The 17,939-nt window shown below is 46.1% G+C and carries 15 protein-coding genes; 9 read left to right on the plus strand and 6 right to left on the minus strand.

Translation table 11 applies throughout. The annotated features are described in order from the left end of the window. The first annotated feature begins 12 nt into the window (after nt 1–12). The 4 genes from ACX0G9_RS03205 to ACX0G9_RS03220 all read left to right on the plus strand — a co-directional run bounded on the left by ACX0G9_RS03205 (nt 13) and on the right by ACX0G9_RS03220 (nt 4,684). Nucleotides 13–1,581 (plus strand): RagB/SusD family nutrient uptake outer membrane protein, encoded by a 1,569-nt coding sequence (locus ACX0G9_RS03205; RefSeq protein ID WP_459063403.1) that lies wholly within the window; start codon nt 13–15, stop codon nt 1,579–1,581. Nucleotides 1,582–1,661: 80 nt separating this feature from the next. Then, nucleotides 1,662–2,501: a glycoside hydrolase family 16 protein gene (locus tag ACX0G9_RS03210; protein WP_459063404.1), complete on the plus strand. Its 840-nt coding sequence runs from the start codon at nt 1,662–1,664 to the stop codon at nt 2,499–2,501. 240 nt (nt 2,502–2,741) lie between these two features. Beyond that, a complete protein-coding gene (locus ACX0G9_RS03215) occupies nt 2,742–3,539 on the plus strand; it encodes an acyl-CoA desaturase (protein WP_459063405.1) in 798 nt (265 codons plus the stop codon). 65 nt (nt 3,540–3,604) lie between these two features. Beyond that, complete coding sequence (locus ACX0G9_RS03220; protein WP_459063406.1) at nt 3,605–4,684, plus strand: SAM-dependent methyltransferase; 1,080 nt, start codon at nt 3,605–3,607, stop codon at nt 4,682–4,684. Here the strand turns inward: ACX0G9_RS03220 and ACX0G9_RS03225 are convergent. From ACX0G9_RS03225 to ACX0G9_RS03240, 4 genes are all read right to left on the minus strand, one after another. Then, the gene (locus ACX0G9_RS03225; protein WP_459063407.1) at nt 4,665–6,005 is read right to left on the minus strand and encodes an MFS transporter; all 1,341 of its coding nucleotides are present in this window, start codon (nt 6,003–6,005) and stop codon (nt 4,665–4,667) included. The two genes, ACX0G9_RS03220 and ACX0G9_RS03225, sit on opposite strands and share 20 nt — an antisense overlap. A gap of 56 nt (nt 6,006–6,061) precedes the next feature. Next, nucleotides 6,062–8,275 (minus strand): peptidase domain-containing ABC transporter, encoded by a 2,214-nt coding sequence (locus ACX0G9_RS03230; protein WP_459063408.1) that lies wholly within the window; start codon nt 8,273–8,275, stop codon nt 6,062–6,064. A gap of 15 nt (nt 8,276–8,290) precedes the next feature. Continuing rightward, nucleotides 8,291–8,986: a hypothetical protein gene (locus ACX0G9_RS03235; protein ID WP_459063409.1), complete on the minus strand. Its 696-nt coding sequence runs from the start codon at nt 8,984–8,986 to the stop codon at nt 8,291–8,293. A gap of 82 nt (nt 8,987–9,068) precedes the next feature. Then, nucleotides 9,069–9,260, minus strand: coding sequence for a hypothetical protein (locus ACX0G9_RS03240; protein ID WP_459063410.1), 192 nt, complete (start codon nt 9,258–9,260; stop codon nt 9,069–9,071). A gap of 334 nt (nt 9,261–9,594) precedes the next feature. On the opposite strand from ACX0G9_RS03240, the gene ACX0G9_RS03245 reads away from it, so the two are divergent. The 3 genes from ACX0G9_RS03245 (at nt 9,595) to ACX0G9_RS03255 (ending at nt 11,563) form a co-directional block, all read left to right on the plus strand. Further along, nucleotides 9,595–10,056 (plus strand): helix-turn-helix domain-containing protein, encoded by a 462-nt coding sequence (locus ACX0G9_RS03245; protein WP_459063411.1) that lies wholly within the window; start codon nt 9,595–9,597, stop codon nt 10,054–10,056. 95 nt (nt 10,057–10,151) lie between these two features. Beyond that, nucleotides 10,152–10,583, plus strand: coding sequence for a helix-turn-helix domain-containing protein (locus ACX0G9_RS03250; protein WP_459063412.1), 432 nt, complete (start codon nt 10,152–10,154; stop codon nt 10,581–10,583). Between the two features lie 11 nt (nt 10,584–10,594). After that, nucleotides 10,595–11,563, plus strand: a complete 969-nt coding sequence (locus ACX0G9_RS03255; protein ID WP_459063413.1) for an MBL fold metallo-hydrolase — start codon at nt 10,595–10,597, stop codon at nt 11,561–11,563. Here the strand turns inward: ACX0G9_RS03255 and ACX0G9_RS03260 are convergent. Continuing rightward, complete coding sequence (locus tag ACX0G9_RS03260; protein ID WP_459063414.1) at nt 11,560–11,967, minus strand: hypothetical protein; 408 nt, start codon at nt 11,965–11,967, stop codon at nt 11,560–11,562. The genes ACX0G9_RS03255 and ACX0G9_RS03260 overlap by 4 nt on opposite strands. 220 nt (nt 11,968–12,187) lie before the next feature. After that, a complete protein-coding gene (locus tag ACX0G9_RS03265; protein ID WP_459063415.1) occupies nt 12,188–13,192 on the minus strand; it encodes an Rpn family recombination-promoting nuclease/putative transposase in 1,005 nt (334 codons plus the stop codon). Nucleotides 13,193–13,694: 502 nt separating this feature from the next. Between ACX0G9_RS03265 and ACX0G9_RS03270 the strand changes: the two genes are divergently transcribed. Continuing rightward, complete coding sequence (locus ACX0G9_RS03270) at nt 13,695–16,364, plus strand: XrtN system VIT domain-containing protein (protein ID WP_459063416.1); 2,670 nt, start codon at nt 13,695–13,697, stop codon at nt 16,362–16,364. Then, the gene (gene xrtN / locus ACX0G9_RS03275) at nt 16,364–17,923 is read left to right on the plus strand and encodes an exosortase N (RefSeq protein ID WP_459063417.1); all 1,560 of its coding nucleotides are present in this window, start codon (nt 16,364–16,366) and stop codon (nt 17,921–17,923) included. The genes ACX0G9_RS03270 and xrtN overlap by 1 nt, the downstream gene beginning before the upstream one ends. Nucleotides 17,924–17,939: the final 16 nt, after the last annotated feature.

Genomic DNA, 17,939 nt, shown 5'->3' on the forward strand with positions numbered 1-17,939 from the left:
AGATCAAAAAACATGAAAAATAAAAACATTAATATGAACCGGTATATGAAAATAATAGCCTGGGTAATCACCATTTCTGTTCTATCAGGCTGTTCCAAATTCTTAGACCGCCCTTTGGAAAACCAGGGGCAGGCAACAAAAATTGACTATACGAACTTGTCAAACATGTACCAACCTGTGTCCGGCGTTTACAGGGCCGCCAGCAGTGGCAGTTTTAACAGGTGGATCATCACTGCTATGCTCTCTGAACGCAGCGATGATATAGAGCCGGGGAATGATGACGCAGGACAGATCGGCATCCATAATTTCCAGACGGATGTGACGGTGAAGAGTTATTGGGCAGTAAATGATATGTGGATCAACCTTTATGCCGTTGCCTTGGCAGCTAACAGCGCGTTGGTGGAATTGGAGCAATTTGGTAAGAACATACCCGCATCGGATGCCGCCAATACAAAGCTCCTCGCCCGATATCAGGCGGAAGTGCGGTTTTTCAGAGCGCTGGCCCATTTTTATATCTGCAGGCAATACGGCTCCGTACCCATACTTGGGTTGGAGAGCAACAATGCGTCGACGCTGGCCAGCTCAAAAAAGAGCAGCGTTGAAGAGGTAAAAAAATATGTGATGAGTGAAATGGATACCTGCATTGCCAATCTGGAAGACACCAGGCCAAACCAGGCAACGCATATCGGAGGTGTAACCAAATACACCGCATTGATGTTAAAAGCCAAAGCAGCGATGGACCTTGCGGGCAATGACAACGGAAGTCCCAACTGGGATGTGGCGTTGGATTGTACCAACCAGATCATCAACAGTAACAAGTTCACTTTATTTAATGATTTTTACCAGTTATGGAAACAACCAGGCAAGCTTTCCGATGAGGCTATCCTGGAATTCCAATATTCGGATTTTGGCAACCCATCAGGCGATATCGTAACATCAGGCGCAAACCCCGGTGAAACATGGGCGAATTTTTTCCTTTTCCAGGCTCCCGAAAACTCGTTCGGAGGCGTGATCAAAGGACCGGGCTGGATGGTCCCTACTCAAAAAGCAGTTGACTTCCTGACAGCGCGCAGTGATAACATCCGATTAAAAACGGCCATACAGTATTGCGGCATAAATGGCGATATCAACACTTTCGTTGTCACACCCGATGGCGACAAAGTTTCCGGCAATGCCGGAAAGAAAAAGTATTTTAATGGCAAAGCATATTTCCCTACATCACAAATGACCGCGGGCAGGGTGGACTATTATGGTGCCAATAACAATATCCATATGCTCCGCTATGCAGAGGTGTTGTTGATGAATGCCGAGGCAAAAATTCGTAAGGGACAAAACGGAGACGCCCAGATCAATGAGGTGCGTAACCGGGTAGGCCTTGGACCACTGTCGAATGCCACCATAGATCAATTGCTGGACGAACGTCATGCAGAGCTGATCTGTGAGTGGTGGGGCGAACGCTATAATGATCTGCTAAGGACCGATCAGGCAGCCACCGTATTGGCGCCGGGTTTTATAAAGGGCAAAAGCGAATACATCCCCATTCCGCAAGCCCAGGAAGATGTAAATACAAATCTTAAATAGTATATTATCTCATTATGTATTCAGTATCTCTTTTACGTTGGGCCGTCCTTCTAAGTAGTGGGCTTATCCTGTCTTGTTCGATGATTAAAAATAATGGGGCTGTCCCGGAAGACCGGCCCCTGGAAATTAAGGACAAGACCGTCTTTTTCGATGACTTTTCCGGCAGGGAGCTGGACAGGAGCAAATGGAATGTAGAGATCACGGGCAATACGAACAATAAAGAACAGCAGGCCTATGTAGATTCTTCGGCAACTATCTATATAGCGCATGGAGCCGACGCCGAAGGAGCCGCTAACGGAGCCCTTGTCCTGCAGCCCAGATTTGCCCCAGGTTTTAAAACGCCGGAGGGGAGATCATTCGATTTTATCTCGGGACGGATCAATACGCAGAAAAAAGTGCAGTTCACCTATGGCGAGGCTTCTGCAAGGATCCGCCTTACAGAAGGAGAAGGCCTCTGGCCAGCCTGGTGGATGCTTGGAGACGGACAATGGCCCGATGCCGGGGAGATCGATGTGATGGAATATATTGGAGAACATGACTGGGCCAGCGCAGCCGTCCATGGTCCCGGCTACAGTGGCGAAACGCCATTTGTAAACAGGCTCTATTTCCCCGGCAGGAATGATGTCACCCATTGGCATGTATATGCTGTGAATTGGACGCCGGACAGTCTGGTATTCAAATATGACGGCGTCCCTATGTTCAGAGTTACGCGCAGGATGGCGGAGCATTATGGTAAATGGGCCTTTGATAACGGACAATTCCTCATCCTGAACTTTGCCCTGGGAGGCGCGTATCCTGTAAAGATCAACGGAGTGAAGGAACCCTACTATGGACTTCCCGCTCCTACCGTGGAAGCGATCAAACAAGGTCGAAGCCGGCTTATGGTGGATTGGGTTAAAGTGGTGAAAAAAGCATCCTGAAGGAAAATCAACTCGCTGCATCCACTTAAAAGCGGATAGGTGACACAATTGAAAATGGCTTACAAATCAATGATTTGTAAGCCATTTTCAATTTTAAGAAGGCCAGATCCGCTCCCCTGTAGCCGTTTGGCGTAATTTTTGACTTTCAAGGATTTACACAAACGTAATTTAACTATTTAATAAGCCCAAAAGACCTAAATTTGCGGGTGATAATAGAGCATTCTTATTTTATAATATCGTATGGCAATTTTACTTTTTTTTCTCTGTCACTGGTTCCTGTCCCTATTCTCCCAGACATTTTTTCTGCATAGATACTCGTCCCATAAAATGTTCAAAATGAACAAGTTTTGGGAGAAATTCTTTTATTTTTTCACCTTTATTACCCAAGGTTCCTCTTTTCTTAATCCAAGGGCCTATGCCATCCTTCACCGGATGCATCATGCCTACAGCGATACGGAAAAAGACCCCCATTCCCCCCATTTCTTTAAAGATGTATGGTCGATGACCATTCAGACCAAGAATATATACATGGACTATCTCCTCCATAAGAAAGAACCTGAACCCGCTTTTCGGGGCAATTATCCTACCTGGCCCCTGATCGACCGGATCAGCGACCTTTGGATCACCCGCCTTGCCTTTGCCCTGGGTTATGTCGCCTTTTATGCTGCTTTCGCCACCCAGTGGTGGATGTATCTGCTGTTGCCCGTTCACTTTTTTATGGGTCCGATCCATGGAGCTGCCGTTAACTGGTGCGGTCACAAATATGGCTATTCCAATTATGATAACGACGATCATAGCAAAAACAGCATTCCAATCGATCTGCTGATGATGGGAGAGCTTTTCCAGAATAATCACCACAAACGCCCTAACGATGCAAATTTTGCCAAAAAATGGTTTGAATTCGATCCGACCTGGGTGCTCATCAAAGCCATGAACGCCGTTCACATTATCCGGTTGAGAAAAAATTATTCCGCTGACACCTATGCACCGGCAACCACCCTGGTAACGAAAGAACCTGAAGAAGTGCTGAACGATTGATCATTGGTGAATGAAGGGGTCTGTCGCTTATTGGTCTTCTTGCCTGCCTGAATGTGTTATATTAAATGTGGTACATTTCTTTACTTGAGAAAAACAGGATACCGGACTTTTTACTCCGGCAAGGCATTCGAAAGCTATTGAAACAACGGCTGAAGGATGAGGACAAAGGCGCCCCGGTAGCTCAACAGACCCATTTTGCCTCCCTGATCGAATTACTCAAGGCCTCTCCCATTGCCATCAATACCCGGGAAGCCAATGAGCAGCATTTTGAATTACCCACCTCTTTTTACCAGTTCTGCCTGGGGAAGCATCTCAAATACTCTTCCGGATACTGGAATCCGGGAGTAACCGATCTGGACCAGGCCGAAGCAGACATGCTGGAATTGACCTGTCAGCGGGCTGAATTAAAGGACGGTCAACAAGTTCTGGAACTGGGTTGTGGTTGGGGTTCGTTATCCCTCTTTATGGCTGCCCGTTATCCCAATAGCCGTTTCACCGTAGTTTCCAATTCGCGAACGCAGAAAGAATTTATTGACAGCAGGATTCCCGAACGGGGATTGACTAATCTCCGGGTGATCACCGCCGATATGAACGATCTGGGGGATTTGGCCGGTCTCCACCATAGCCCGGAGAAGGGATCATTCGACCGGATCGTGTCTGTAGAAATGTTCGAACACATGCGCAATTATCAACTACTGATGGAATTATGCGCCTCTTTTTTAAAACCCGAAGGCAAATTATTCGTGCATATTTTCACCCACCGTCAATTTGTTTACCTGTTTGAAGAGAAGGACGGAACCGATTGGATGAGCCGGTATTTTTTCACCGGAGGGATCATGCCCAGCAATGATCTGCTCCTTCATTTTTCGGATCATCTTTCCATAGAAAAACAATGGTCTGTGAATGGGACACATTACGGCCGTACGGCCGGGGCCTGGCTACAAAATATGGACAGGCATAAACCAGAAATCATACCGCTGTTCGAACGGGTATACGGACGACCGGAAGCCTTGAAATGGTGGGTGCATTGGCGGATATTCTTTATGGCCTGCACAGAATTATGGAATTACGGGCAGGGAAACGAATGGATGGTCAGCCATTATTTGTTCCGCAAACCCCAGGATTTCAGGCCTTCTTTTCTTTAAACCGGGTGAAGAACACAAAGGCAAACATGCAAAGCACGAAACCGCAGACCCCATTAAGACGCAGACCACGATCGTTGCCCGGGTCCTTTCCATAAATAGTGAGGAATGCAAATAAAGCGATGCCCAGGGTCTGGCCCATCTTTACAAAAAAATATTTAACGGCAAAGAACATACCTTCCCGGTTCTCCCCGGTATGCTGTGCATCCAACTGGGCGATCTCGGCCAGGATAGCGTTGGGAAGGATTCCCAGGGAAGCCAGGGGAAAGGAAGCGCAAATGATCAGGGTATAAATCTGTACATTGGGCGATGCGGGAAATTTGCCCAGGAAATAAATGGCTATGAAGATCAGGCTCAGCAGAGCGAAAGAAAAAAGGACGATGGGCTTTTTGCCCCATCGGGCGGCCAGCCAGTTGATAAGGGGATAAAAGACGAGGGAAACCAGTACCATCACGCCCATCAGCATACCTCCTTCCGATTCCGGCAAACGCAGCAAAACCGTGACAAAAAACAGGAGACCGCTGGAGATGATGCTCAGGGCCATGTAATAGGAGAAATCGGAGATCAGGTAATATTTAAAATTGGTATTGCCGAAGGTTTTGCGGATGGCAGGCCAGAGCGGAAGATGAGAAGGTTTGCTATCCGAATATTTTTTTTCATCGATCCAAAGGACCGGGATAAGCATGATCAGGGCAGCCAGGGTACATAAACCAGCTATCGTGATCTGGACGGCTGTATTGCGGTCGGAGATCTGAAAGCCCGACTGCACCCAGTCTGCAAAATTATTGACCAGGGCCGAAACGATGATCCCCAATACAAAACCGACCTGCTGGAAAGAAGACAGCTTTACCTTGTCTTTGGCAGAATGCGTCATTTCCGGTAACAAAGCATTATAGGGAATGATATAGGTTGTCGCCGATACGAAGAACAGGATAAGGGTGAGGGTCAGCCACCAGGCATTCCGGAGGCTTTCTCCTTTGACCAGCGGATGAAAGCTGAGAAAACAAAACAGGGCAGCCGGAAGGATCGCGATCCGCATGAAAGGGATACGCCTCCCTTTCGGATTGGTGCTTTTATCGCTTCGGGAAGCGATGAACGGATCGAAAAAGGCATCCACCAAACGGCCGGAAGCGGCAATGAGGGACATGATATTCAGTACCCCGAGGATCAGCAGTTGTGGCACCAGGGGAATCAATCCGGCATTGGAGGGAGGAAGATAATAATAGGGGAGCATTACGATCACGATGTTGGTCAGCATACTCCACCCCATCATTCCGGCAGCATAGACAAGTTCTTTACTAAACGGCAATTTTTCCCTTGGCATACTGCAAGATGCAAATAAAAAAGCATATTTGACGGTGACCAGCGTTGTTGGCGCCCTTAGTTCGAAACCGGGAAAGCTGTCTGTCCCGGCAACTGATAACTGATCCCTTTATCCAGCAGATAGATCCGGTCGGCAATGGCCGTTAGCGAATCTTTATGGGAAATGATCAGGATACCGGCCTTTTGGCGGTAATGTTGTAAAACGGTAATAACGAATTGTTCGGTTAGTGCATCCATGGAAGCGGTGGGCTCATCCAGCAGTAACAATTGAGGATTGCCGTAAAGGCATCGGGCCAGAGCCAGCAATTGTTTCTGCCCACCGGACAAGGATACTCCGCCCTCCCCCAATAAAGTGGTATAGGATTGCGGGAAAGTTTCGAAGAAACGATCGAATCCATAATGATGACAGAAATGACGGACCTTCTCCACATTCTCCAAACCCGGGTCCAGACAGATATTAGCCAGTAAGGTTCCGCTGAATACCACGATATCCTGGGGAACTACGCCGATCATTTTCCGCCAGGCAACCGGATGGATCGTTTTTAATTCCAAACCATTTGCCAGGACAACGCCACCCTCATAGGGATAAAACTTCTGCAGGACCTGCAGCAGTGTGCTTTTTCCCTGGCCGCTTTCGCCGGATAAAGCGATGATCTCGCCCATTTTTAATTCCAGGGCGACTTCTTTCAATAACAATTTTTTACCAGGGAACCGGAACCCCAGTTTGCCGATTGATAATTTTTCAAAGATCAGCGGTGTTTCCTCTTCTGTGGTCTTTTCCATTCTATCTTTTTTTTCCGGTACCGGTTCGAATTCAGGCTCCAGCATCGTGAATTCATACATCCTGTCCAGCGCAACGGCGGCTTCCTGGACCTGAAGATTGGTGAGTGCTACTACGATGGCAGTTTGCATGAATATGCCTGCCAGTTGAAGGATAGCGATCATTTGCCCGGTTAGCAAAGAACCATTCCAGGTGTCCATCGCCGCCCATCCGATAATGACGATTAGAAAAAGGGCTGTAATTATTTCCAGCAAGATGGAAAACCGGATCCTGATCTTTCCGAGTTGCATGACCGAGTTTTGAAAGGATAAGAAAAAATTGCCGGCGATGCCGGCAAAAAGGGTTTGCCTGTTCATCACCTTGATGGTATGTATACCCCGTATACTGTCTACATAATTGCTTTCGTTCTGCGCATGAGCGATCATGACGGACCGCTGGCCGCTGATAATATCGCCTTCGAAATATTTTACGATCCCGAAAATGAGAGGAAGGGTAAATAAAGAAAAAACGGCAATCGGCCAGGAGTAAAGGAACAGTATCCCGAGGGTGACCAGCAGGGTTAATGATTGAATGGCCATATCGCCCAGTATATAACTGGCCGCCTGCTGAATACGCAGGGTATCATTGAGACGGGAGGTCAGATCTCCTGTCTTGCGGTGATCGAAGAAAAATTTATTCAGGTTGAGGATCGAACGAAAAAAGCTGCCGGTGAGCCGGATATTAAAAGTGTATCCCTGCCGGACCAAAAAATGCTGACGCAGATAAGAGAACCCGCTCTTCATCAGTAATAATATCCCCAGCAAACTCAAGCCAAGGACCAGATCGCGGGTATGCCTGCCCGGAAGGATCTGATCCAGCAATTTTTGGGTAAAGATGGCCGTGGACAGGTTGAGTACCGCGCAAATTGCCCCCAGTCCAAGGGCTACATACAATAAATGAATATCTTCTTTGAGGGTTTGCCAAAGCCAGCGAATCTTTTTTTGCCGCTGCCGTTGCCAATGTTCCAGTTTCTCTCCGGGTTCCAATAATAAGACAGTCTGGGAAGTCCAGATCTTTACCAGTTCTTCCTCATCGAGGTATACGAGCCCCCTGGCCGGATCCCCGATCAAAAGACGGTCGTTTGTCTTTTCTTTTACCGCCCTTTCACCAGCTTTTTCGGCCTTTTCTGCTTTTTCTGCCTTTTCGGGGAAATAAACGACATAGTGTAAAAAGGCGCCTTCCAGGGTTACGTGCAGGATACAGGGATGCTGCACTTCACGGAGATCTGCGATGCTTCCCGCACGGGCTCCCTGTGCGTTAAACCCCGCCTGGCTGGCCGCCTGGTGCAGTCCGAGGAGTGTTGTGCCCTGCATGCCGGCTCCGCTCCATTCACGCAATTTTTCAAGGGATATGTCCGCATCGTAATAACCCAGGATATTACGAAGACAGGTGACCCCGCAATCATATTGATCGTGCTGTAGTTTAAACGTATTGGGTTTGAGCTTTTTCATCAGTGGAGTTTATGCTCAGGTATGCGGATTGAAACTGATCGTAACAAAAACGAGCACGACCAGCCAACAGAAAAGCCCCAATCCATAACTTCCCAGCACCAATACCAGGTTATCCCGAAGGGTCTTGCCGAGAAAAAAACGCAGGCCTGCCGCAAGAAAAAGACAATAGATCACCAGGAAAAGATCGAAGGTTTGCAAGGGCATGATCAGCCAATCAGGGACAGCCCATGCTTTTACCAGGCTGAAAACAGATAAAGGCGCAAAAGCCTGAAATTGAGCCAGACTTTCCACCTGGGTGGAAAAGGCCAGGAGCAATAATTTTAACAGGGTGCTGGCCGCAAAGGCCGCCTCCGCAAAAACGACTATTTTAAAAATGACGTTAAAGGGTAATTTCCTTGAAGTAAGCAGCAGGCCGGTAAGCAGACAAAAGGAAACAAGGGTCATTTTTACCAGCAGGATCATGGGAACCATCAGATAACTTAAGAAACCCATGGAATGCTGGAAGGACAGAAATGCGCTTAATTTTTCAGCGCCAACCCTCCCTCCCAGGGAGTTGTAATAGACTTCATCCGTAAGCACCTGGGATTGAAGATACCAGTTGTAGAAGAGGTAGATAAAACAAATACCTGAAAAAACCAGCCAGGTATTGATCGCATAGATCGGCTGTTCGTTAGACAATGTTCTTTCTTGTCTGCCAGCGAGGTCAGTCATGAAGATATATTATAGGATATCAAATAATCAGGAAAAAAACAGGATGACAATTGCCGGGAACAATCATCATCCTGCATTAACATTATAAACTGATTCCGAGCGAGTTTAAGCCGGGCAGGGTTAAATTGAATCCAACACCAGCCGCCAGGCCGAGACCCAAAAGACCGCCTAAACCCAAAGAGGCCAAAAGGGCATTGATAGGCAGGTTGATGGAAATGATGCCGGCAAGACCGCCCTGAATGTTTTCCATTGCTGTTAAGTCCAAGCTTTTCATATTTTATAGTTTTAATAGCATCGCAAGATCGCGATGTAGGGTAAAATTGTCCACAATGGCCCGACTATCCTATCCCCTTTGCCTATATAATATGTTTAATGAGAATAATTTATAGTTGACAGTTTTTTATGTTTTCTACGGCAATCACTTGATAATCCATAAAAAAGGAGTTTGAAAAATCCAATCCGGTCATTTTATCGTATGTACTGACGGTTATAAATTATACACTCTTTCCCAGAATTGGCCTTTGGTTAGTAGCGCCCGGTATACCCTTACCAGCATGGTCGCGTTGTTGATACTATCCATATTCATGTTAAACCTAATCAGATCCCACATGACAGGCCAAAAACTCAGGATTTTAAGGGAATTCCGCAACTATTCACAAGAGTACATCGCAGACAAACTCGGCATTACCCAAAATGCCTATTCCCGCATTGAAACCAATCAGACAAAGATCTCTACAGAAAGACTAGGAAAACTTGCCATAATTCTAAATATTCCTCCCGTTGAGCTGTTATCCGACAAGGAGCCGGTCATTCACTTTGTTGACCCCTACGCTGCCCCAGCCACTTCCACCCAGGCCAGGAATGAACAACTGGAGGAGAAAGAGGAGTATTGGAAACAGATGTTCGAAATCACCCGGCAGCTCCATAAACAAGCGGTCAGCAGCAAGGATGAAAAGATCGCCTATCTGGAAGACGAAATTCATACACTCCGTAAAGAAAGAGATCAGATCATCCATCTTGTAGAGAAATTAACCACAGGCCCGGTCTCCTTTTCTTTCGCCGCCAGTTGATTGGATTTAATTTGGAAAGCCGGTAGTTTGCATCTAATTTGCCGGGGTACCTGAACCTTTTGCAACCGCAAAAGCGTCTGTGGGTTAATCCAAAGATGATCCTTCCAAAAAAAATATTATCCCGTCAGACAGAAATCACCAGCGATTTTCTGAAAGAGGTCGACAAACACCTGGAGGATATCCTGGCAGGGAAAGCGGATAAAATGTACCATATCAAGGATTTTGCCTCCCGGCTGTCTATCCACCCCGTTCATCTGAGCAATACGATCAAATTGACCACCGGACACTCCCCCTTCTATTTTTTTGAAGAGAAACTGATGGCAGAAGCCAAACGGTTACTGCTGGACAAACGGGTCACAATCGCAGATATAGCCGATAAGCTGACCTTCGATACTTCCAATTTCACGAAGTTCTTTAAACGTTTTGAAGGGGTTACGCCTTCCGCGTACCGAATATATACTGCCGTGAATGCCTCAGGCACAAAGATGGAAGCAAAAGACCTTATGAAAGCCAACCTTTCCCTATAAACAGCATCCACATGACCAGTCAACGTTTTTTCAGCCTTTTGTTCCTGCTCCTGTACACAACGATCGCCGCCCGTTCCCAGCAAACGGAAAAGACTGCTGCATTTACAGTTGTTCCTCTCGGAGTCAAAGGCGGTCTGGATGAAAGTAATCTTTCCGCCTATATGGTTGCTCCGGAAGGAAGTGCTGATTTCATTTGTCTGGACGCAGGCACTTTATATGCGGGAATCCGCAAAGCCGTGAATTCGGGCATCTTTCAAACCAGTGTCAGCGAGGTGTTGCAAAACAATATCAAGGCCTACTTTATTTCCCATCCGCATCTTGACCACGTGGCCGGTCTGATTCTCAATTCCCCGGATGACAAGGCCAAAACGATCTATGGACTGCCGTCCTGCCTGGATGTACTGAAAGACAAATACTTTACCTGGGAAAGCTGGGCCAATTTCGGAGACGCCGGAGAGAAACCCTTCTTACATAAATACCATTATGCACCGCTGACGCCCGGTTTGGAAACGGCCATCGATCATACGGCCTTAATGGTGACCGCTTTTCCCCTGAGTCATGGCAATCCCTATCAAAGTACTGCTTTTTTGGTCAGCAGTGCCGGGGTCAGCCTGTTGTACCTCGGTGATACAGGTGCTGATTCCATCGAACATTCCGACAAACTCGGGTTGTTGTGGAAGGCGATCAGTCCGCTGATAAAAGGGGGTACCTTAAAAGCCATTTTTATTGAAGTATCTTTTCCCGACAGCCAACCCGATAAATTATTATTCGGTCATCTTACTCCGCGTTTGCTGTTAAAAGAAATGACCGGGCTGGGCGGGTTGACCGGTATGTCCCTTCTGCGGGGATTGCCTGTAGTCATTACTCACCGGAAACCTTCCGGCGACCAGGAGACGATTATCCGAAATGAACTGGAGAAGGAGAATACGCTGGGTTTGCGGCTTGTTTACCCGGAACAGGGTAAGGCGCTGCATTTTTAATAAAAACAGTCGATCAGCCGGTCATCATGGTCTTCGTCGCTATCTTCACTTTCATAGGTCCTTTCGGTACCTTCAAAGGCACTGGCTGACCCAACGGAAATGAAACTATCATCCCCGGAAATTATCTTTTTTGGATCTTCTTTTTGTTCAACCGGCTGTTCTCCGGACTCTTCTTTTGAGGCAGGAACTCTTTCACCGAAACCGGTTTCAGCCGCAGAGAAGGATGCATTTCCAGTATAGATACCCTCTCCTCCTTCACCAAGATTGATCTCCACTCCTAAGCCTGTTTCATTTTCAGACAAAGGATTATTCGTTACAAAAGATGAATTTGCGGTTGAACCCTCCTTTTTAGAAACGTTCATTTGCAGCATCCCACCCCCCATTGAATCCATTGATCGTTTCATAATTGTTGATTTAGGTTCTTCCGAATATGATTACCCTTGTTATGAAGTTATTGAAAATCCGGGATTTTTCCCTGGAGATTTTCGAAAAGTTGGAAGATTTATCAGGGGAGGAACGGGTGGAATTAAGTAGACGATTTTATGCGATTTGACCGCAGGCACCAATAAAAAAAGACCGTCCGGATTACCCCGGACGATTTATTATCAAATTATTAAAGATTATTTAGTTTGATTTTTTAGAGGCAAGACTTTTCCTGGCTTTTTTAACAAAATCAAGAGGGACATTGGCAAGAGCAGCGATTTTGGAATCATCAAAATCAGTACTTGCCAAAAGGTTACCTACAAAAAGGGTGTCCTTTTTATTTTCAGCTTCCTTTGTCTTTATTTCGCCTTCTTTCATGGCTTCCTTTCTGGCCTCTTCAGCCTTTATTTCTGCCAATTGTTCAAGAATTCCCATGGTATTTTTTTTACCGGTTATCTGGTCGATTCCTTTTCTAAAGGTAACATTCATTTCCGAGTTTTTAAATAATAGATAATTGTTAAGAAAAATTAGAACAGCTTCAATTTTAGGTTTATCAAATAAGCCTTTCGAATATAACAGTCTGGCAATCAATAATTTTTGCTCCAGCAATTTCTCCTCTATTTCCTTTTCCGGTCCTTTCAGTAAAGCCTTTTTTGCTACCAACATCGCCAATGCAAAAGGATTATCGCTTGCCGATAACAATTCATCCGGATAATCGAGTACCGAAATGGTGTTGTAGCGATAATGAAAATGTGTCCCATAAGAATCATACTTATACCCATTATGCATTTTATCATTTTTTGTACCTGAAAAAATCGCTATTGCAGATACAGGTTGCCGTAAACGATCGTATATGCGGTAAAAATATTTAAACATCCGCTCGGAAAAAAGCTTGTCATTATACCCTTGTACCTCCACGTGTAAAAATAGCCAACCTTCTTTTCCTCCTTTCATATAAACCTTTACCAATTTATCGATATGCCGGGTATCTGATTTTTTATCCGGTTCCGGATATAATTCTCCCAGCTCTTTATCTAAAAAAACAAAGCCCCGCTTCATATTAAATAACTTATCCGCATTAGGAAAAACAAAGCGTAAAAAGTCCTCAAAAACTACCTCTAATAACCCTTTCCAGAGAATATCATTCTTTCGTTTAAAAGGCAATTCGCCTTTTTGTTCTAAAACAATTTCGTTCTTTTGTTCCATCGATATAAAATAAGATTGTTATAAAAATTTTTGTCATTAAGAGCGCTAACTGAATATTTTTTCTCATAAGTAAATAATTAAATAGCCCTTCCGGTAACCCGTTGAGCCGGTTAAAAAATAGTGTTTGCATGGCGATCCCAGACAGCATTTAGCTGTAGAGCATTTTACAAAAGAATGATAATAAGGATTAGAATTATTAACGTGGTGGCGCGAAGGATGAAGTCAAAAGTAAACGATTGGATAATACGCTCCAAACTATTTTTTCAACAATTATTTTTTAAAGGGGTATTGGAAATACCAAATCTTTACTTTTACTTTGTATTTCAAAGTGCTTTTAATTACATTTAATCTGAAAAGGTAAACCGCACATGAATTCATGTGGAAGGAAGCTTTTTGGCCTTTGGACCCCGGATAGACCGAAATGGGAGCCGGGTAGTTTTTTGCGTAAATACTTTGTATTTCAAAGCACTTTTAAATATTGATTATTAAACAAGCAACTACTATGAACCGCGTTTCCTTTTTCTATGTATTGACCAGGGACAGGGTCTGGTGCATCGGGCTGGCCCTGATCGTCCTTTCTCTGTTCATCTTTTGTTATCCCTTCTTTATGCCCAATGCCCCTACTGATGGGACGGGTTTGTTCCTCCTCAATTATGTATGCGCCGTCTCCTATTTCATTTTTATTTGGGTAAAAGGCTGCCTGAAACATGGCAATAAAACATTGGGGCCGATTTTTCTTTTTCTTATTCTCTTCCTGATCAGTGCCTACGCCCTCAACCGGGAAATGACGGTATTCGAAATATCCACGACATGGTTCGCCACTCTTTTGGTGCTCTGCTGTCTGAACTATCTCTGGATCCCCGTTTTTTTCCGGCTGCCCTCCTTTGTCAAACACCTGGTTTGTTTTGGCGCCGGGGTCTCCCTGATCGTATTCCTGTATCTGACCCTTTATCTATGTCCGATGTACGGTATCGCCGCCTTAGGGGCCATTTTCCTGGGGATTTCCCTGCACACCTTCGTTCCACTTCTTTTCGTTATTTATACGATCCTTTTTATCTGCAGGGAAGGGAGCAAAAGAAAAAGTTTATACAGCAGCTTTTTTACCGGTGCAGGATTAATCGTGGTGATCGTTTTTGTATTCGTTACCCGCTGGTCGCTCATCATCCATGATATGAACCGCAGCTATGACCAGGCCTCAGATGCGAAGGCGACAGGTCTGCCCGCCTGGGTCCTGACGGCACAACGCATACCACATGGCATGATAACCGAAAAGATCCTCAAAACCGGATTGGTATATAGCCAATATATCGGTGACTGGGATTTATTCAGGATGCCGACCCGCAATTTTGGGGAAGAAAAAAAACACGACCCACTGGTTATGATCGCTAGTATGGTAGCAGGAAAGCCGGAGCTCACGGAAGAACAACGTATCAACGTATTGGAATCGCTATATGACTCCCGTCACCAGGCACAGGAAAGACTTTGGTCGGGAGACGATCTGCGAACGGAAAAAGTGAGAACAAAGGTGGAACTCTGGCCCAGCCTTCATATCGCCTATACTGAAAAAACGATCACCATTCAGAATCTTTCCGACAAACGCGTTTGGCGCAATCAACAGGAAGCGATCTATACCTTTCATTTGCCGGAAGGATCCGTCGTCAGTTCCTTATCGCTATTGATCGATGGTAAAGAACAACCAGGTCTGCTGACTTCGAAAGGAAAAGCGGATTCTGCCTATAAACGGATCGTCGGCTATGAACGCCGCGATCCCTCTGTGGTGCATTGGCAGGAAGGGAATACCGTTTCGGTCCGGGTATTCCCGGTGATCGCCGGAGAAAGCCGCCAGTTTAAGATCGGCGTCACCACCCCCCTACAGAAAAAGAACGAAGAATTAGTATATGAAAATATTTATTTCGACGGGCCTCCGTCTGCTTCGGCCCGGGAGGACGTGGTTATCCGCTGCGAAAAACCGCTTACCCATTTATCCCTGCCTTCTTTCTTTTCATCCGGCAATGATCAAATGATCTACCGCGAGGGAGATTATAAACCGGATTGGAGCCTCCGTTTTCATGACGAAGGGCAGGAAATACGGTCTTTTGATTTTGCCGGGAAAACCTATACGCTCCAATCCTATCAAAAGCAATGGGAGCCCATGTCTCTGAACAAAGTTTACCTGGATCTTAATAATAGCTGGACCAGGCAGGAATTCGAGTCTGTGCTTGCCGCGGTAAAGGACAAAAAGGTTTTTGTCTACCGGACCGAAACCAATTCCTTTCCTGAAACAATTTCCTTTCCTGAAACCCGGGATACTACCAGTACTTCAACGGCATGGACCTGGGACAACGAACCCCATATCGTTGCCCTTACGCCGACCAATCAGATACAACTTTTTGAGGAGCTCTCCCATAACCAATTCAGTCTTTTTCCCCTGTTTGCCATTACCGATCCGGCGACTTCCCTGTTGATCAGCAAAAGTCCGGCCTCTTCTCCTTCTGTTACCGATCTGAAGAACAGCCCCTTTGCGGTAAAACTGCAGCATCATTTTTCCAGGACAGAAAAGATCAGGCTGTATTGCCTGGGAGAGGATCTATCCCCTTACCTGAAGGCCTTAAAAGAATACCGGGCTTTTGCCTATGAACAAGGCGACACGGCCCATCTGAAGGACCTGATCGCCAAAGGGCAATTCGTTCGTGCTATAGAGAACGACAATCAAATTGTAATGGATAAAGCAGGTTTGTGTATTTCGCGAAATGACACAGCGCAAACAAACCATTCGATCCGGTCTTTGAACTCAGGCCAACAAGGAAGCCTGGCCCCGGACCACCTGATGCGACTTTTCGCTTATAATCATATCCTGGAAAGAATGGGACCGGTCTTGGGTGGTATGTCCCCTGTGGAAACTACAGTGGTGAAAAACGAAGATGAAATGGTTAATGAAGCTCAGCAAGCCTATGTGGTATCTCCCGTTTCCAGCCTGGTTGTCCTGGAAAAAAAGGAAGACTATGATCGATTCAATATCCAGGATAATAAAAACAGCCTGCATAACGCCAGTCTGCATTCCAATGGCTCGGCACCGGAACCCGGGCAATGGATGCTCATCCTGATCGTTCTGGCAGCCCTCTGGTATATTCGATGGACGCCTGCTTCTGCTAAACATAAAATGCCGAATTAATGCAAAGCCCCTTATCCCTAAATACCCATGACCGGTTTCTTTCCGCCAGGAAAGGAAGCCGGTCTTCTTTTGAAGAAGCTAAGCATGGAACATCTGAAGAAGCTAAGAACGCAACAAAGGAAGAACCTTGCAGCCTTAAAGAAACCATCGATCGATCCTGGGGCCGCGGTCCTCTTTGGCGGCGATGGCCGGTAAGTTGCCGACTGCTTTGTCTGCTCTACTTTGTTCTTACGCTAACTGCTTTCCGGCAATATATCGATTGGAGATCTGTTAATTTTATTCTTGGTCCACTTGCCGTTTTTCTTTTTCCTGCCAACCGGGAACGCTCCGCCTATCCCTACCGTTATGCCTTTGCTGCTGCCGTTTTTTTTCTGCTCTTCCTGCTGCTGCCTGTAAAAACTTTTCTGTATATGGCGATGGCTGCCTCTATCTTCTTTTTCCGGGAAAGTTTTTATGGAAAGATCGACCGGTGTATTGTATTTGCCGTGCTCCTTTCCTCTCCCATCATGGATTATTTTGTCAACCTGTTCAGTTTCCCTATCCGTCTACAACTGACCACCCTGGCGGGCAGCCTCTTGCAGCACTGCGGCATACCGGTCGTTGCGGAAGGCAATCTGCTCATCTACCAGGGAAATGAATTTACGATAGACCCTGCCTGCATGGGACTGCATATGCTGATCGCTTCCCTGCTGGCGGGTATACTCCTGATCCGGCATTACCAGGCAAAATCCCATCGCATTCTGGGAACCCTACCTATCCTCTTATTGTTGCTGGGCATTACCGTATTGAATATTTTTGCGAATCTTGTACGCATCATTTGTCTTACGGTTTTCTGCATCCTTCCGGAAAATCCTATGCATTCCCTTTCAGGAATCATCTGTCTGATCCTCTATGTACTGATCCCGATGATCCCGGTCTGCCGGGCCCTGGCGAAACGTTTGGGAAAGCCGGATAAAAAAAACCGCAAATTCAGTGGCAGAGAAAAGATCATGGGCAAACCCTACCGCATCCTTTCGATCAACCTGTTGATAGCCTGTTCCATGTTAACGGGAGTCATAATAAGTTTGGTAAAGGATCACCGGCAGCAAGTGGCTGCGACTACTTTGACCGGAGGGTCATTGGTTGGAGGGTCATTGCCTGGAGGGTCAGGATATTCAGTTGAGCGGCTGGCCGGTCAAACACTTAAACTAACCAATGGGCTATCCCTGATTTATGTAAAACCGATCCCGGATTTTTATTATACCGATCATTTGCCTACCATTTGCTGGCAGGGAGGCGGGTATGATTTTCACCAGGTAAAAGAAGAAATAATCGGCGGGCAAATGGTCTATTCGGGGTTGCTGAATAAAAATAAAGAGATCCTTTATACGGCCTGGTGGTATGATAATGGGCAACTCCGTACAAGGGCGCAACTGGAATGGCGATGGGATGTCCTGCGGGGCGGAGCAAAATATTCCCTGATTAATGTCACCAGTGCCTGCCGGAGCGATCTGGAAAAAGAAATCGCCAGGATCTTAACAACCGGCGATCTGCGTCAATACATCAGAGAGGGTCAATAATTGGTAGAATTGGCTT

The sequence above is a fragment of the Flavitalea flava genome (assembly GCF_054461575.1).

What these genes read in the sequence shown, in the direction of transcription:
- ACX0G9_RS03205 (WP_459063403.1), top strand. Translation starts at nt 13, where the DNA reads ATGAAAAATAAAAACATTAATATGAACCGGTATATGAAAATAATAGCC.
- ACX0G9_RS03210 (WP_459063404.1), top strand. Translation starts at nt 1,662, where the DNA reads ATGATTAAAAATAATGGGGCTGTCCCGGAAGACCGGCCCCTGGAAATT.
- ACX0G9_RS03215 (WP_459063405.1), top strand. Translation starts at nt 2,742, where the DNA reads ATGGCAATTTTACTTTTTTTTCTCTGTCACTGGTTCCTGTCCCTATTC.
- ACX0G9_RS03220 (WP_459063406.1), top strand. Translation starts at nt 3,605, where the DNA reads ATGTGGTACATTTCTTTACTTGAGAAAAACAGGATACCGGACTTTTTA.
- ACX0G9_RS03225 (WP_459063407.1), bottom strand. Translation starts at nt 6,005, where the DNA reads ATGCCAAGGGAAAAATTGCCGTTTAGTAAAGAACTTGTCTATGCTGCC.
- ACX0G9_RS03230 (WP_459063408.1), bottom strand. Translation starts at nt 8,275, where the DNA reads ATGAAAAAGCTCAAACCCAATACGTTTAAACTACAGCACGATCAATAT.
- ACX0G9_RS03235 (WP_459063409.1), bottom strand. Translation starts at nt 8,986, where the DNA reads ATGACTGACCTCGCTGGCAGACAAGAAAGAACATTGTCTAACGAACAG.
- ACX0G9_RS03240 (WP_459063410.1), bottom strand. Translation starts at nt 9,260, where the DNA reads ATGAAAAGCTTGGACTTAACAGCAATGGAAAACATTCAGGGCGGTCTT.
- ACX0G9_RS03245 (WP_459063411.1), top strand. Translation starts at nt 9,595, where the DNA reads ATGACAGGCCAAAAACTCAGGATTTTAAGGGAATTCCGCAACTATTCA.
- ACX0G9_RS03250 (WP_459063412.1), top strand. Translation starts at nt 10,152, where the DNA reads ATGATCCTTCCAAAAAAAATATTATCCCGTCAGACAGAAATCACCAGC.
- ACX0G9_RS03255 (WP_459063413.1), top strand. Translation starts at nt 10,595, where the DNA reads ATGACCAGTCAACGTTTTTTCAGCCTTTTGTTCCTGCTCCTGTACACA.
- ACX0G9_RS03260 (WP_459063414.1), bottom strand. Translation starts at nt 11,967, where the DNA reads ATGAAACGATCAATGGATTCAATGGGGGGTGGGATGCTGCAAATGAAC.
- ACX0G9_RS03265 (WP_459063415.1), bottom strand. Translation starts at nt 13,192, where the DNA reads ATGGAACAAAAGAACGAAATTGTTTTAGAACAAAAAGGCGAATTGCCT.
- ACX0G9_RS03270 (WP_459063416.1), top strand. Translation starts at nt 13,695, where the DNA reads ATGAACCGCGTTTCCTTTTTCTATGTATTGACCAGGGACAGGGTCTGG.
- xrtN (WP_459063417.1), top strand. Translation starts at nt 16,364, where the DNA reads ATGCAAAGCCCCTTATCCCTAAATACCCATGACCGGTTTCTTTCCGCC.